At 62.5% G+C, this 15,120-nt stretch carries 14 protein-coding genes; 7 read left to right on the forward strand and 7 right to left on the reverse strand.

Annotated elements, in window-relative coordinates:
* Nucleotides 1-214: 214 nt before the first annotated feature.
* Nucleotides 215-1,291: a 4-hydroxyphenylpyruvate dioxygenase gene (gene hppD, locus AACU78_RS29740; protein ID WP_106579166.1), complete on the forward strand. Its 1,077-nt coding sequence runs from the start codon at nt 215-217 to the stop codon at nt 1,289-1,291.
* A gap of 55 nt (nt 1,292-1,346) precedes the next feature.
* Here the strand turns inward: hppD and rarD are convergent, their stop codons facing one another.
* From rarD to AACU78_RS29755, 3 genes are all read right to left on the reverse strand, one after another.
* On the reverse strand, nt 1,347-2,228 hold the full coding sequence (gene rarD / locus AACU78_RS29745) for an EamA family transporter RarD (RefSeq protein WP_106579167.1): 882 nt from the start codon (nt 2,226-2,228) through the stop codon (nt 1,347-1,349).
* 296 nt (nt 2,229-2,524) lie between these two features.
* Nucleotides 2,525-3,535, reverse strand: a complete 1,011-nt coding sequence (locus tag AACU78_RS29750; RefSeq protein WP_106579168.1) for an aldo/keto reductase — start codon at nt 3,533-3,535, stop codon at nt 2,525-2,527.
* A gap of 81 nt (nt 3,536-3,616) precedes the next feature.
* Nucleotides 3,617-4,519 (reverse strand): LysR family transcriptional regulator, encoded by a 903-nt coding sequence (locus AACU78_RS29755; protein ID WP_106579169.1) that lies wholly within the window; start codon nt 4,517-4,519, stop codon nt 3,617-3,619.
* Nucleotides 4,520-4,620: 101 nt separating this feature from the next.
* On the opposite strand from AACU78_RS29755, the gene AACU78_RS29760 reads away from it, so the two are divergent.
* A complete protein-coding gene (locus AACU78_RS29760) occupies nt 4,621-5,325 on the forward strand; it encodes an SDR family oxidoreductase (protein WP_106579170.1) in 705 nt (234 codons plus the stop codon).
* Between the two features lie 130 nt (nt 5,326-5,455).
* On the opposite strand, the gene AACU78_RS29765 is transcribed toward AACU78_RS29760, so the two are convergent.
* Nucleotides 5,456-6,766 (reverse strand): MFS transporter, encoded by a 1,311-nt coding sequence (locus AACU78_RS29765; protein ID WP_106579171.1) that lies wholly within the window; start codon nt 6,764-6,766, stop codon nt 5,456-5,458.
* Nucleotides 6,767-6,927: 161 nt separating this feature from the next.
* Between AACU78_RS29765 and AACU78_RS29770 the strand changes: the two genes are divergently transcribed.
* The 4 genes from AACU78_RS29770 to AACU78_RS29785 all read left to right on the forward strand — a co-directional run bounded on the left by AACU78_RS29770 (nt 6,928) and on the right by AACU78_RS29785 (nt 10,968).
* Nucleotides 6,928-8,034 carry a sugar diacid recognition domain-containing protein gene (locus tag AACU78_RS29770; protein WP_106579172.1) on the forward strand — a complete coding sequence of 369 codons (1,107 nt, stop codon included), beginning with the start codon at nt 6,928-6,930 and terminating at the stop codon, nt 8,032-8,034.
* A 91-nt stretch (nt 8,035-8,125) separates the two neighbouring features.
* Nucleotides 8,126-9,265, forward strand: a complete 1,140-nt coding sequence (locus AACU78_RS29775) for a glycerate kinase (protein ID WP_106579173.1) — start codon at nt 8,126-8,128, stop codon at nt 9,263-9,265.
* Between the two features lie 55 nt (nt 9,266-9,320).
* Nucleotides 9,321-10,394, forward strand: a complete 1,074-nt coding sequence (locus AACU78_RS29780; RefSeq protein WP_106579174.1) for a DUF1176 domain-containing protein — start codon at nt 9,321-9,323, stop codon at nt 10,392-10,394.
* Nucleotides 10,395-10,455: 61 nt separating this feature from the next.
* A complete protein-coding gene (locus tag AACU78_RS29785) occupies nt 10,456-10,968 on the forward strand; it encodes a GNAT family N-acetyltransferase (protein ID WP_106579175.1) in 513 nt (170 codons plus the stop codon).
* Here the strand turns inward: AACU78_RS29785 and AACU78_RS29790 are convergent.
* On the reverse strand, nt 10,965-11,657 hold the full coding sequence (locus tag AACU78_RS29790; RefSeq protein WP_106579176.1) for an aspartate/glutamate racemase family protein: 693 nt from the start codon (nt 11,655-11,657) through the stop codon (nt 10,965-10,967). The genes AACU78_RS29785 and AACU78_RS29790 overlap by 4 nt on opposite strands.
* 161 nt (nt 11,658-11,818) lie before the next feature.
* On the opposite strand from AACU78_RS29790, the gene AACU78_RS29795 reads away from it, so the two are divergent.
* Nucleotides 11,819-12,313, forward strand: a complete 495-nt coding sequence (locus AACU78_RS29795) for a hypothetical protein (RefSeq protein ID WP_106579177.1) — start codon at nt 11,819-11,821, stop codon at nt 12,311-12,313.
* A 64-nt stretch (nt 12,314-12,377) separates the two neighbouring features.
* Here the strand turns inward: AACU78_RS29795 and AACU78_RS29800 are convergent, their stop codons facing one another.
* Nucleotides 12,378-13,376: a DUF3829 domain-containing protein gene (locus tag AACU78_RS29800; RefSeq protein WP_106579178.1), complete on the reverse strand. Its 999-nt coding sequence runs from the start codon at nt 13,374-13,376 to the stop codon at nt 12,378-12,380.
* Complete coding sequence (locus tag AACU78_RS29805; RefSeq protein ID WP_106579179.1) at nt 13,373-14,941, reverse strand: J domain-containing protein; 1,569 nt, start codon at nt 14,939-14,941, stop codon at nt 13,373-13,375. The genes AACU78_RS29800 and AACU78_RS29805 overlap by 4 nt, the downstream gene beginning before the upstream one ends.
* Nucleotides 14,942-15,120: the final 179 nt, after the last annotated feature.

Below are 15,120 nucleotides of genomic sequence, written 5' to 3' on the forward strand. Positions count from 1 at the left end.
TAGAATCGATTTACGCATACAAGAATATGGACTTGCGCTCACGCAAGCCTCGGCCGTCAGAGACTGATGTAACCATGAAGCTACTCGGCTCCCCCCTCATCTTTGGTGATTTCCTCGCGCGCAGTGTGCGAGGCCTGTCCTGTGCGCCACCCTGCAACCTCATCCTTGCTCGCAAATAACCCTGTGTTAATGACAAGAATGATGAGGTGCCACCATGGCAGACCAATACGAAAACCCAATGGGCCTGATGGGCTTTGAATTCATCGAATTCGCATCGCCAACGCCGGGCACCCTGGAGCCGATCTTCGAGATCATGGGCTTCACCAAAGTCGCCTCCCACCGTTCCAAGAACGTGCACCTGTATCGCCAGGGCGAAATCAACCTGATCCTCAACAACCAGCCCGACAGCCTGGCCTCGTATTTTGCGGCCGAACACGGCCCGTCGGTGTGCGGCATGGCGTTCCGCGTCAAGGATTCGCAGCAGGCCTACAACCGCGCGCTCGAACTCGGCGCACAGCCGATCCACATCGAAACCGGCCCGATGGAGCTGAACCTGCCAGCCATCAAGGGCATCGGCGGCGCGCCGCTGTACCTGATCGACCGCTTCGGCGAAGGCAACTCGATCTATGACATCGACTTCGTGTACCTCGAAGGTGTAGACCGCAACCCGGTGGGCGCCGGCCTCAAGGTCATCGACCACCTGACCCACAACGTGTATCGCGGGCGCATGGTTTATTGGGCCAACTTCTACGAGAAGCTGTTCAACTTCCGTGAGGCGCGCTACTTCGATATCAAGGGCGAATACACCGGCCTGACGTCCAAGGCCATGAGCGCTCCGGACGGCATGATCCGCATCCCGCTGAACGAAGAATCGTCCAAGGGCGCGGGCCAGATCGAAGAGTTCCTGATGCAGTTCAACGGCGAAGGCATCCAGCACGTGGCGTTCCTCACCGACGACCTGGTCAAGACCTGGGACGCGCTGAAGAAGATCGGCATGCGCTTCATGACCGCGCCGCCAGACACCTACTACGAAATGCTCGAAGGCCGCCTGCCTAACCACGGCGAGCCGGTGGACCAACTGCAAGCGCGTGGCATTCTGCTCGACGGTTCGTCGATTGCCGGCGACAAGCGCCTGCTGCTGCAAATCTTCTCGGAAACCCTGATGGGCCCGGTGTTCTTCGAATTCATCCAGCGCAAGGGCGATGATGGGTTTGGCGAGGGCAACTTCAAGGCACTGTTCGAGTCGATCGAGCGTGACCAGGTGCGTCGTGGTGTATTGACCGCCGACTAAGCGTAAAAAAGCCCGGCCGAGGTCACCCTCGGCCGGGCTTTTTATGGCCTGCGCATCACGCTTTGCGTTGACGCACCAAGTGCTTGAAGCCCTCGTACACCAGCACCATCACCGCCAGCCAGATCGGGATATAGGTCAGCCACTGGCCGCCCTTGATGCCTTCGCCCAATATCAACGCCACCGCCAGCAGCAACACCGGTTCCACATAGCTGAGCAGCCCGAACAGGCTGAATGGCAACAGCCGGCTGGCCACGATATAGCTGACCAGCGCCGAGGCACTGATCACGCCCAGCATCGGAATCAATGCATACAGCTTTGGATGAATGTCCATCACGGCAAAACCTTGTTCACCGTGCTGCACAAACCACCAGGCCACGGGCAGCATCAGCGCCATGTCCAGCCACAACCCGCCCAGGTGATCAGTGGTCAGGTATTTGCGCACCACAAAATAGATCGGGTAACCAATGATCACCACCAGGGTTGCCCAGGAAAAACCACCGGCCTGATACAACTCGTTCAGCACGCCGAGCGCGGCAAAAAATACCGCGATCTGCTGCAGGCGCGACAAGCGTTCGCCGTACACCAGGCGCCCGGTCAGCACCATGGTCAGCGGCAGCAGGAAGTAGCCGACCGACACATCCAGGCTGCGCCCATTGAGCGGTGCCCACATAAATAGCCACAGTTGCACGCCGAGCAAGGCCGACGAAAGCAGCACGCCGCCGATCAGCCGCGGCCTGGCCGCCAGCATTCGCACCAGCTCCCAGACCCGCCGCCATTCGCCGCTGATGATCATGAACACGGTCATGCACGGCACGGTCAGCAACATGCGCCAGCCGAAAATTTCCAGGCCGCTCAATGGCGTGAGCAGCGAGGTGAAGTAATACATCACGGCAAACAACACCGAGGCCAATACCGACAACACAACACCTTTAGACACACTGTCCTCGCGAAAACGAATAGCTATAAATTGGGGGGATATTTTCAGGAGGGGATTATGGTGCTTTTGGCGCAAGACGGTTGCGCTGTTTTGGGGCGTTTTGCAGGAAATTTTCTCACCACACCAGGTTCATGCAAGCGCCTGTGACGAGCGGGCTTGCCCCGCGCTGGGCTGCAAAGCAGACCCAAAACCAGACCCCGCGCTGTGCCTGACACAACACGGTGTCCTCGATGGTGCCGCTTCGCAGCCCAACGCGGGCAAGCCCGCTCGCCATACACACCTACACGTTGCAGGCGCTACGCGCGTGCCACGCGGCCCGAAACAAAATGCCCCACATCATTAAAGCCCGGCGTGGACGAATGCCCCGGCGTTACCAGTGAATCAATAAAGGCCTCATCTTCAGCGCTGATCTTCACCTCCAGCGCGCCGGTGTAGGCATCCCATTGCGCTTCGGTGCGCGGCCCGACAATTGCCGAGCTCACGGCCGAGTTGTTCAGCACCCAGGCAATCGCAAACTCGACAATGCCGACGCCGCGCCCTTGGGTGTACTGCTGAATCTGTTGGGCGATGCGCAGTGACTCTACGCGCCATTCGGTTTCCAGAATGCGCTTGTCCTGACGCGCTGCACGGCTGCCCGCTTGAGGAGCGACGTCGGGTGCGTACTTGCCGCTGAGCACGCCGCGCGCCAACGGGCTGTAAGGCACCACGCCCAGGCCGTAGGCGGCTGCGGCGGTGAGCTGCTCGACCTCGGCCTGGCGATTGACGATGTTGTACAGCGGCTGGCTGATGATCGGCTGGTCCACGCCCAAACGCTCGGCCACGCGAATCACTTCGGCGATGCGCCAGCCCCGGTAGTTGGACAGGCCCCAATAGCGGATCTTGCCCTGGCGGATCAGGTCGCCAATCGCCGACACCGTGACTTCCAGCGGCGTGTCATGGTCTTCGCGGTGCAGGTAATAGATGTCCAGGTAGTCGGTGTCCAGGCGCGTCAAGCTGGCTTCCAGCGCGTTGAAAATGCGCTTGCGGCTCAAGCCGCTGCGATTCGGCACGCCGTCCGCCGGGCCGATGCCGACCTTGGACGCCACCACCCAGTCCTGGCGATGACGAACGATGGCCTCGCCGACGATTTCTTCGGAACGCCCGCCGGTGTAGACGTCGGCGGTGTCGATAAAATTGATGCCCTGGTCCCAGGCCTTGTCGATGATGCGCAGCGAGTCTTCGGTGTTGGTCTGTTCGCCAAACATCATGGTGCCCAGTGTCAGTGCGCTGACCTTCAACCCGGACTGGCCCAATGTGCGGTAAATCATGCAAAGCTCCTCATGGCAGGGAAACGTGAACCCTGCAATACCAGACTCGAGGGCTCTGGAACAAGCCCGGCGCGCGTTTCTTCATGCACTGAGCAAGGCCTGACAGCGTGTCTGCAGAAATCGGTGCAGCACTTTCACCCGTTCCGACACTTGCAGGCGGTGCGGGCACATCAGGTTGAACGGCGTGGGTTCGCCTTGCCAGTCAGGCAACAACTGCACCAGGCGCCCGGCCTTGATATCGCTGGCGATGTCCAGGTTGGCCTTGTAGGCAATGCCATGGCCTGCCAGCGCCCAGCGCCGCACGATTTCGCCGTCGTCGCTGAGGTAATCGCCCGTCACCTCGACTTCCTGCAGCAGTGCGCCCCGACGAAAGTACCAAGTGTTGTTGGCCTGCCCACGGCGCATGTAGCGCAGCGTGCTGTGCTGCGCCAGGTCTGCCGGCGTGCGCGGTGTGCCATGGCGCGCCAGGTAGTCGGGGCTGGCGCAGGGAATACGGTGGTGGCCCGGCACCACCGGCAGCGCGACCAGGCTGGAGTCGCGTGGCACACCAAAGCGCAGGGCAATGTCGACGGTGTCGCGGAATAAGTCGGCGTTGCTGTCGTTGAGCAACAACTGCAAACGGATGTTCGGGTGTTCGCGCTTGAATTCATCCAGCCAGCCCAGCAGCACATTGCGGCCAAAATCCGAGGGCGCCGCCAATTGCAATAAACCGCTGAGGCTCTGGCCTTGTTGCTTGATCGCCTGCTCGCCTTCCGACAAGGCTTCCAGCGCAACCCTAACGCTGTCCAGGTAGCGCCGGCCTTCTTCGGTCAGGCGCATGCTGCGCGTAGAGCGGGCCAGCAGGCGGATGCCCAGCCGGGTTTCCAGCCGCTTGAGCGCAATGCTCGCTGCAGCCGGTGTGAGGTTGAGGCTGCGCGCAGCCGCTGACAGGCTGCCGGTGTCGGCAGTGCGCACGAACACTTCAAGGTCGAGGGTTGAGCTCATTTGTAAAAATCCTTTAAAGATCTTGTCGTTTTACCGGGATTTTTCGCTGATTGCCAAGCTGAGAAGATCAACGCTCACTTTCTTAGTCAGGTAGTTAACCCATGACATCTTCCCTCAGCGGTAAAACCGTCATCGTCATCGGCGGCAGCAGCGGTATCGGCGCCGCCGTGGCCAAGGCAGCCACGGCACGAGGCGCACAGGTGGTGCTGGCCGGGCGCCGGTTGACCTCCGGTGTCGACAACGGCGTACGCAGCGAGCCGGTGGATGTGACCGACACTGCGTCCTTGCAACGCTTGTTCGAGGCGGTGGGGCGTTTTGACCATCTGGTTTACACCTCTGGGCCGTCAGTGCAGGCCAAACCCTTGCTCGACACTGACCTGGGTGAAGCCCAGGACAATTTCAACGTGAAGCTTTGGGGCTCGCTGCGTGCGATTCAACAGGCGCTGCCATTTCTCGACGAGCACGGCAGCATCACGCTGACCTCTGGCCAACTGGGCCGTAAATTGGCGCCCGGCCAGTTCATCAAGACCGGCATCAACGCCGCGACCGAGGCGCTGGGCAAACAACTGGCGAAGGAGCTGGCACCACGTCGGGTCAATGTGATCAGCCCGGGAGTGATCGACACGCCTGCTTATGCAGGCTTGCCAGAAGAACAGCGCCAGACGATGTTTGCCAAGGCCGGCGGGGCCTTGCCGGTTGGGCGCGTGGGGCAGGCTGAAGAAGTGGCGGCGGGGTACGTGCTGGCCATGGAAAATGGCTTCGTCACCGGCGCCGTGATCGACATCGACGGCGGCGGCCTGTTGTAAACCCGGCAACCAAAAGTGGGAGCGGGCTTGCTTGCGAAAGCAGAGTGTCAGTCACTGAATGTATCGACTGAACCACCGCATTCGCGAGCAAGCCCGCTCCCACATTGAACTCATTGCTGCTGGGCGCGCGTTATACCTTCAACGTGCGCGTCATGCGCAGCGCCAACACGCTACCGGCAACGATCACCGCCGCCAGCAAGTACAACGCCACATCCGTGGACCCGGTGGCATCCTTCACAAACCCTACGATATACGGGCTGAGGAAGCCGGCCATCTGGCCCATGGAGTTGATCAGGGCCAAACCACCGGCCGCTGCGCCGGCACTGAGCAGGGCGGTCGGCACCGGCCAGAACATCGGCAGGCCGGTGAGGGCGCCCATGGTGGCTATGGTCAGGCCAAGAATCGCAATCGCCGGAGTGGTGGCGAAATTAACGGCGATCACCAAGCCGATAGCGCCCATCAACATCGGCACCACCAAGTGCCAGCGACGCTCCTTGCGCAAGTCGGCGGAGCGGCCCACCAGCAACATGAACACCGCGGCCAGCAGGTACGGAATCGCGCTGAGCCAGCCAATCACCAGGTTATCGCTGAAGCCCAGGCTCTTGATGATCGACGGCAGCCAGAAGTTGATCGCGTACACGCCGCTCTGGATGCAGAAGTAGATCAGGCCGAACGCCCAGATGGCCGGGTTCTTGAACACCTCGCCGAGCGAATCTGTGGTGGTTTTCGGTTTGTTCGCCAGATCCGTCGCCTGGTCGGCCTCCAGCACTGCACGCTCATGCGGCGTAAGCCACTTGGCATTGGCGAAGCTGTCGCTGAGCAGGAAATAAGCGAGCGCGCCCAGAATCACCGTCGGGATGCCTTGCAACAGGAACATCCACTGCCAGCCGGCCAGGCCACCCTGGCCGGCGGCAAAGTGGTTGAGGATCCAGCCGGAAAACGGGCTGCCAAGCAGGCCGGACACCGGGATTGCCGACATGAACAACGCCATGATCCGCCCACGGCGGAAGGTCGGAAACCACTGCGAGAGGTACAGCACCACGCCTGGGAAGAACCCGGCTTCAGCGGCACCGGTCAACAGGCGCAGGCCATAGAAGTGTGTCGGCGTGGTCACGAACAGCAAGCATGTGGAGAGCGTGCCCCACACGATCATCATCAGCGCAATCCAGCGCCGCGGGCCGAACCGGGTCAGCGCCAGGTTGCTCGGCACGCCGCACAGTACATAACCGATAAAGAAAATCCCGGCCCCCAGGCCGTAGACCGTTTCACTGAATTTCAACGCATCGAGCATCTGCAACTTGGCAAAACCAACGTTTACCCGGTCAAGGTAATTAAACAGGTAGCAGATGAAAATGAAGGGGATCAGGCGCAGGGTGATGCGCTTGTAGATGGCGTTTTTATCGTCATCGGTGGCCAGTGTGGCAGCGGCGCTCTGTGACATGTCAGTCTCTCTTTATTATGATTTTTCGCGATGCGAAGGTAACGTTGATCGCTCAATGAGTCTCGGCCACCTTGCGGGGTGCTGTCTTTGTGCTTGCGCACAGTCAGGCACGCTTTGCGCTGTGCCTATGACCAACTCGCTTTTTTCAGGAATTTAGCCCCATGTTCGAGCTGGATCATGACCTGGCGCAGGATATCGTCAATCGCACCATGGCGATCCTGCCCTATAACGTCAACGTCATGGACAGCCAGGGCCTGATTCTGGGCAGCGGCGAGCCTGAGCGCATCAATACCCGCCATGAGGGTGCGCAGCTGGTGCTGGCCAACGGCCGGGTAGTCGAGATCGACGGCCAGACTGCCAAGCACCTCAAAGGCGTGCAGCCGGGCATCAACCTGCCCTTGATGCACGACCAACGCCTGATCGGCGTGCTGGGCATTACCGGTGAACCCGAGCTGTTGCGCACCTACGCTGAACTGGTGCGCATGACCGCCGAGATGTTGGTCAGCCACCGTCATCAGCAAGCCGAGCAGCAATGGCGACGCCAGCGGTGCGACGACCTGCTCGCGTTACTGCTGGCCGAACGCGGTGACTCGCCGCGCCTGGTGGACGAGGCCCAGCAACTGGGGCTCAAGCCGCACATGCCGCGCACGCCGTACCTGTTTGAACTGGGCGTGGGTCAGTCGGCCGACGCGCTGAGCGCCTGGCTGACCAGCCGTTACCCGGACAGTTGGTGTGTCAGCTCTGCGCAGTTTTCCCTGTTGTGGTGCCGGCCGGCGGCAGTGCAGGTAGACAACCCAAGGCTGCTGGAAAAACTTCAGGGACTGGGCTGGAACATCCTGCGGGTTGCCGTCGGTGGGCAAGCAGATGGCCTGGCGGGCCTGCGCCGGTGTTATCGCCGGGTCGGCGATCTGCTGGCCTACGGTCGTGACATCTTGCCCCAGTCACGTTTGTTGACGCTCAACCGCTATCGCCTGCCGGTGATGCTCTGGCGCCACCGCAACGACGATGCGCTGGATGAACTCTTGAACCCGTTGCGCAAAGTGCTGACCAAGGACACCAACGGCCAGCTGCTTGCCACGCTGCGCAGTTGGTGCGACCACGACGGCCAGAGCCAGGCCTGCGCCGACGCGCTGGGCATCCACCGCAACAGCTTGCGCTACCGCATGGAACGCATTGCCGAGCTCAGCGGCGTCGACCCGTTGACCCTCGACGGCATGCTGGCCCTGTACCTTGGCGTACAGCTTTTGCCCCAGGCTTTGTCGGAATGAACAACAAACCTGCGCCACACTTGTGCATCGGACCGGCGTCATTGCCGCAGCCAACTGGCAGCATGGGCGTTATAAAAACCGGAGAACGCCCATGAAAATCATCATCGCCCCCGACTCGTTCAAGGACAGCCTGAGCGCCGAAGGCGTCGCCCAGGCCATCGCCGAAGGCTTGGCCGAGGTCTGGCCGCAGGCACATCTGGTCCAGTGCCCGATGGCGGACGGTGGTGAAGGCACGGTGGATTCGGTCCTTGCTGCCTGCAAGGGCGAGTTGCGCAGCCAAACCGTTCGAGGCCCCTTGGGCGCGTCGGTTGAAGCACGCTGGGGCTGGTTGGCCGACAGCCATACCGCCATTATCGAAATGGCCGAAGCCAGTGGTTTGCAACTGCTGGCGCCGGGCAAACGCGACGCCTGTTCGAGCAGCACCTACGGCACGGGCGAACTGATCCGTGCAGCCCTGGACGCCGGTGCCCAGCGCATCATTCTGGCGATTGGCGGCAGTGCGACCAACGATGCCGGTGCCGGGGCGATGCAGGCGCTGGGTGTGCAACTGTTCGATGCGCAAGATCAGGCACTTGCCCCAGGTGGCCTGGCGCTGGCGCGGCTTGCGCGGATCAGCCTTGAACAGCTGGACCCACGTTTGGCTCAGGTGCGTTTTGAAATTGCCGCCGATGTGAATAACCCGCTGTGTGGTCCGCACGGCGCATCTGCCATTTTCGGCCCGCAAAAAGGTGCCAGCGCGCAGCAGGTCGAACAACTGGACGCAGCCCTGGGTCACTTTGCCGATCATTGCACCAAGGTCCTGCCCAAAGACGTGCGCGATGAACCCGGCAGCGGCGCCGCCGGTGGCCTGGGCTTTGCCGCCAAAGCGTTTCTGGGCGCGCAATTTCGCGCGGGTGTTGAGGTGGTGGCCGAACTGGTCGGCCTGGATTCAGCGGTGCAGGGGGCTGACCTGGTGGTCACCGGCGAGGGCCGTTTCGACGCCCAGACCCTGCGCGGCAAAACCCCCTTCGGCGTGGCGCGCATCGCCCAGCAGCACAACGTGCCCGTCATCGTGATCGCCGGCACCCTGGGCGACGGCTACGAGCATATGTATAGCCACGGCGTGAGCGCCGCATTCGCCTTGCCGTCCGGGCCGATGAGCCTTGAACAGGCGTGCAGCGACGCGCCGCGCCTGCTGCGCGAGCGCGCGGCAGATATTGCGCGACTGTGGCGCACAGCGACCGGGCGCTGACGCAACACCGTGAACGTGGGACAATCCGCGCCGTTTTTCGACACGGAGAGTCCCCATGCTGCGCACCACCGCTTTGCTGGCCCTGTTGCTGACTGGCATCAGCGCCCCGGCCCTTGCTCAACCCGCGACTGAAACCGTCCCGCTGCTGCGGGAAATCAAGAATTGGGTCACCGGCTGCGACAACCTGCGCAATTGTCACGCCCTCAGCGCGCCCAGTGGCGTGGATGAGGAAGATGCCAGCTCCCTGACCTTGCATATCTGGCATCAAGCCGGCCCGGAAGGGTACCTGCGCTTACGCGTTGATCATCGCGGTGAGGCGCTGGACCTGTCTACTCTGCAATTGGACGGAAAGCCCCTGGACCAGGCACTGACGCGCAGCCTGGAGGTGCAGTTGGACGATCAGGGTGTTGATCCCCACCTGCAATCCTACGGCGTGATCGAGGACGCGCCGGCGCGGCTCTGGCTGCAGCGCTTGCGCAACGGCCAGCGTTTGCAGTTACCGGGCGACGACACCGCGCATGTGTCCCTAAGCGGGCTGAGTGCCTCGCTGCTGTTGATGGACGCGGTGCAAGGGCGGGTGGATAACGTCACCGCCCTTGCGCGGCCTGGCAAGGGCGCGGCCAGTGACGTGCCGGCACGCTTGCCGCCACCGGTGCTGCGCCCCTTCACGTCGGCGCCGGCGCTCAACGACCAGGAATACGCCGCGCTGGCCGCCGCTGCGGTGAAGGCGATCACCACCACCGACACCGCGATGAAACCCGAGGCCGAAGTTGGCGCATTGAGCGAAGCTCAAGCCCTGACAGTGGTGCGCTATGACTGCGCGGCCTACACCTGCGAGTACGAAGTCAGCAGCCGTGAGCGCAAGGCGCCGTACGCCGAAACCACGTTGAGCATTCAACCGCTACCTGTGGAGGGCGCTGCCCTGCAAGGCTCGGTCGGCTACGACCCAACCACCGGCACCTTGAGCTATTTCTACAAACTGCGTGGCGTTGGTGATTGCGGCGAGGGCGGTGTCTGGGTGTTTGACGGCAAGGCTTTCCAGCTGCGCGAATTGCATCAGATGCCGCGCTGCAATGGGGTGGGTTACGGCGATTGGCCGACGTTGTGGACGACAGTGCCAGCACCCTAGCCAGCGTGGCGGCTTGGCCTCTACACTGGGCGGCCACTTGTTTTTCCAAGGAAGAAACGCAATGCGCACACCTGAATCCCCTATCGTGATCCAGCGCTTTACCGAGGCCCACCTTGAAGGCGTCGCTGCGCTCTACAACGAACCGGCTGTGTGCCGTCAGGTGCTGCAAATGCCTTTTCAGTCGGTGCAGGCGTGGCGTAACAAGCTGGCGCTGGATAACGAGCGGCGGCTACAGCTGGTGGCGATGCATGCAGGGGAAGTGATCGGCCAGCTTGGCCTGGAGCAAACCCTGCGGGTGCGCCGCAGCCATGTCGGTTCGTTCGGCATGGGCGTCGCCACGGCCTGGCAAGGCAAGGGCGTCGGCTCCAGGCTGTTGACGGCCGCGCTGGACGTGGCCGACAACTGGATGAATTTGCGCCGCGTCGAACTGACGGTGTACGCCGACAACGAAGCCGCGCATAACCTCTACCGCAAGTTCGGCTTCGAGGTCGAAGGCCGGATGCGCGATTACGCCCTGCGTGACGGCGTCTTCGTTGACACCCTGAGCATGGCGCGCCTGCGCCAGACGGCTTAACCCCCCAGAGCAAATGCCACCGCAGCCTGCGCATGCAGCTCGGTGGTGTCCAGCAATGGCAGGTTGCTGTGCTGCGGTTTGATCAGCAGGCCGATTTCCGTGCACCCAAGAATGATTGCCTGGGCGCCCCGTGCGGCCAGCGACTCGATCACCCGCTGATAGACCTGGCGCGAGGCAGCGCTGAGCACGCCGACACACAACTCCTCATAGATGATTCGGTGCACGGCCTGGCGCTCGTCAGCGTCGGGCACCAACACGGTCAAGCCTTGGGCGGTCAGGCGTGCGGTGAGAAAGTCCTGCTCCATGGTGAATGCCGTGCCCAGCAAACCGACTGTCAGCGTACCGGCTTCTACCGCAGCGGCACCGGCGGCATCGGCAATATGCAGGAACGGAATCGACACGGCCGCCTCGATACGCGCTGCAACCCGATGCATGGTGTTGGTACACAGCACCACGCAATCCGCACCGCCAGCCTGCAAGCGGCGCGCCGCATCCTCGAGGATCAGCGCGGCGTCATCCCAACGGCCGGTATGCTGGGCCTGTTCGACCGGGCCGAAATCCACGCTGTACATCAACAGTTGCGCCGAGCGCAGCGGGCCCAGCTGGTCACGCACGCGCTGGTTGATGATGCGGTAATACTCGGCGCTGGACTCCCAGCTCATGCCGCCGATAAGGCCGATGGTGCGCATGCGATGCTCCTGACAGGGGATGTCGCCTCACCATACCCATCGGCTGCGCAATAGTCATACGCAGTTGCCGGTCAAATGACCGGTGCAGTTAAGCCGCACGCTGAACCGCCGCATCTGCCATGATCAGCGTTCGCAACCTGGCCCACCCAAGGAAATCCGCAATGGACGATGTACAGCAATTGGGCGAGATGCTTCGTCATTACGCCGACAGCGAAGCGCACAAAAAACAGCAGTTCGACGTGCAGTCCGCACGCTGGGCGCAAAAGCTCGGCGAGCTGTTCGGGCAGATCGAACAGTGGCTGGAGCCCGTCAAGACCACTGGCCTGCTGGAAGTCCACCGTGAGGCCTATGTCGCCAGCGGCCCGAGCCTGCCGGTTGAGACGTCGACCTTCAAAACCGAAAAACTGACGGTGCACATCACCGGCAAGACGGTGGAGTTCGTGCCGGACGTGATGGGGGCGGGCGGCTCGATTGCCGTGTCGGTGATGGGCTTGACCGCCGCACGGCACGGCAGCGTATCACTGGTGCTACCGGCTGATAAAAACGATTGGCTATGGAAAAAAACCAACGGCCTGAAGGACCCGGACACCTTTGCCTTCGACGCAAATTTTCTGGCGTCGCAGTTGCAGAGCCTGATCCCGCGCGATCGCGTTTGAGCGGGCTCGCCCGGCGCCGGGTGCCCCGGCGCAGTCCTGAGCTGGGCGCAGCGCGCACTCAGGGCTAGAACGCATTTCTTGCCGGGCGGTTGTAATAACTGAGCAGCGCGTCGTAGCGGCGAGTCACGAGGTAGTAATCGTCACTCAGCTGTTGCGGCGGGGCGTGGTCCAGCCAGTCTTGAAGCAGATTGTGCAGCGCGATGAGGTAGGCATCGGCGGGTTGCCTGATGACGTACCAAAGGTGCAGGGCTTCATCGTTAAGGTTTTTATTCGGGATGTGGTCCACGAAGGTTGCGCTGTTTTCGTTGGCGCGCTGCACCGCCGCCGTCAGCTTCGCCAGCGCCTGGAGCGTCAGGCTGGCAGTGCGCACGCCGCCGTCGATCTGGTCCACCGCCGCGCGTGCGGTGATCATGTAATTGAGCAGGTGCCAGTGCAGGTCCTGGCCCAGACGCGCTTCCAGCACAGCCCGTTGCTCAACGCGCAGACGCTGATCTTGCACCGCCAGGGCGCGGCGCAGCTGGCTGGACAACGTCGCGTAGGCTTCGCCATTTCTGCTGAGTTCGTCTTCAATGCGTTGCTGCAAGACGTCGCCGAACAGCCGCCGCTGGTTCGAGGTGCCCAGCGTTGAGGAGTTTTTCTGCAGGCTCGCGAGGTACTCAGCGGTCATCCCGATCAAGGGGCTGGCGGGGTGCTGATGGGCCAGCTTGGTGGTGAGGGTGGGCGCGCACACGTCGTTCTGGATTACCCGCGCCTGCGGCTCGCTGTTGTCGCCGAACTCTTCGCGTGACCTGGCGTAGCGACCTGCCGGCAAAGAGGTTTGCGCTTGAGGCGCTGACTCGGCCATTGGCGGGTGTACCAAACGCTGGTAGGCCAGCCGCGTGTCTCGGTCAACGCGGTTCATGCAGTCGATGATCGGCGCCAGCGCACTGGCGGCCGCGGTTTGCGGGCCGTCGAGCCTATCCAGCCACAACTCGAGCACTTGAGTGTGTTTGCCCGCGCCGGCCAGGCCGACCAGCATCAGCGTAAACACGAGGCCAATGGGGAGTAACAGGGCTGGGTTCATTGCTCGGCCTCCTGGCCATACCATTGCGCGTGTGTGGCCGGGGCCTGACAGTCTTCAGCGGTTTGCGGCATGCGGCTGCACACCCGTTCGGTCCATTGCTGCAGGCCTTGGTGGCGACCGACTTGATGGCGGCTGTCGAGGTGTTTAAACCCGGCAAACACCAGGGCGACGACGAGGGCGCCCAGGCCGATGGCGCCCAAGGCCCGGCGCGGAAAATGGGCGGCCCACTCCTTCACGCTCATGCCTGCCCGGAGCTTGCCCGCGCCGACGGCAGCCAGGACCGCCACCAGTGTCAGACCGGCGACGGGCCCGAACTGAGCGCTGATGGCAATGCCCATGGCCGCACCCGGGATCAGGTCGCGTACCGGCAACAACGGCAGGCGGGTGGGGCTCATCCAGCGCGGTAGTGTTGCACCGAGCCGTTCATCCAGCACGCGCAGCCAATGCGCCAACGGGCGCCACACCTGCCAGGCCAGTGCGCCAACGGCCATGTAGGCCATCGACCAGGCCAACGCGTCCCCCGCAGTGTCCACTAACGCGCCCGCTTGCCAGGGCGACTGGAACAGCGCTCCGACAAGGCAGCCCAGCACAATCGCGAGCAGCAGCGGCAAGGTGTTGAAGGCGGTTTCCCAATCCTGCCAGAAATACGGCGTCCCGCCTGGCATCGCCTGTGCTATGTCGGGATGGTCGGCTTTAAGGGTCGCGGCCAAGGTTCGGCACGCCTCCCAGTCGTGTTCACTCAGGCGCTGGGCGAATGCACGCCGCTGGCCCAGAGACATCGGCGCCAGCAATAAGCGCGCGGCGCGTTGCTGTGGGGTATTGGGCGCTGTGGCTGCCAACGCGTACTGGTGGGCCATGAATACCGGGCCTTGCTGGCGCCGTATCAAGTGTTGCCATTCGTCTGCGGGGCAGGCGTGATCGCTGCCCTGCCATCCCTGGCCGGTGCGCACGGCCTCAAACACGGCGGGGGACCAGAACTGGCTTTCGGTCAACAGCGTTGCCAGCATGTGGTGAAGCCACTGGGCATGCGCCGGTTGCTGGAGCCAGGGCTGATCAACGCGCGCGGCATAAGCTGCGAGAAAAGCCGCTTCGTCACGTTCGGCCATGGCCAAGCTCAGCGTGTGTTGGAAGGCTTGCCTGCGCTGTTCGGCCAAGGCTTCGATCAGCGCTTGCGGCAACTCCAGGCGTTGCCAGGCGCTGAGCCACTGGAAAGTGTCAAACGCCCAACGCCGATCCTCTTCGTTGAGCTCCTCGTCCCAGAGGCAGCGTTCAAGCAGCGTCACTTCAAATTCCAGCCCGGCACCCGCGGCCATCGCCAGCGTGTAGTGCTCCTGCAAGGTCTGAGCAGCCAAGGCCGTCGGCACCGTGGCCACTGCCAGCTCAGCGCTGTCGTCTTCCTGCGCCCATTGTTGCCAATTCAAGGCGTGTTCGTACGCTTCACGCAGGCGTTGAAAACCTTCCGGATCATCATCCGGTCGGGTTTTCTTCAGCAAGGTGGCGTATTGGCGTTTGATCGTGCGGCTATCGGCATTCGGGGATAGGCCGAGGACATCCCAGCAAGTCATGTGCGGTACAACTCCATAAATAACGCGCGCACCTTACCCGGTTTAGTGTCCGCTGAACCAGTGGGAGTGAGGGAGGGCGCGGTCTTGCTGGCGTACTTGGCGCACCCGCTTCGAAGACCCGCAGGGTGCGTGCCCGGTCGCAAACCGGTGGTGAACGGGCACGCGGCTGTTAGCCGAGG

This window comes from Pseudomonas sp. R9.37, from assembly GCF_963878885.1.
In the GTDB taxonomy this organism is placed as follows: Bacteria; Pseudomonadota; Gammaproteobacteria; order Pseudomonadales; family Pseudomonadaceae; genus Aquipseudomonas.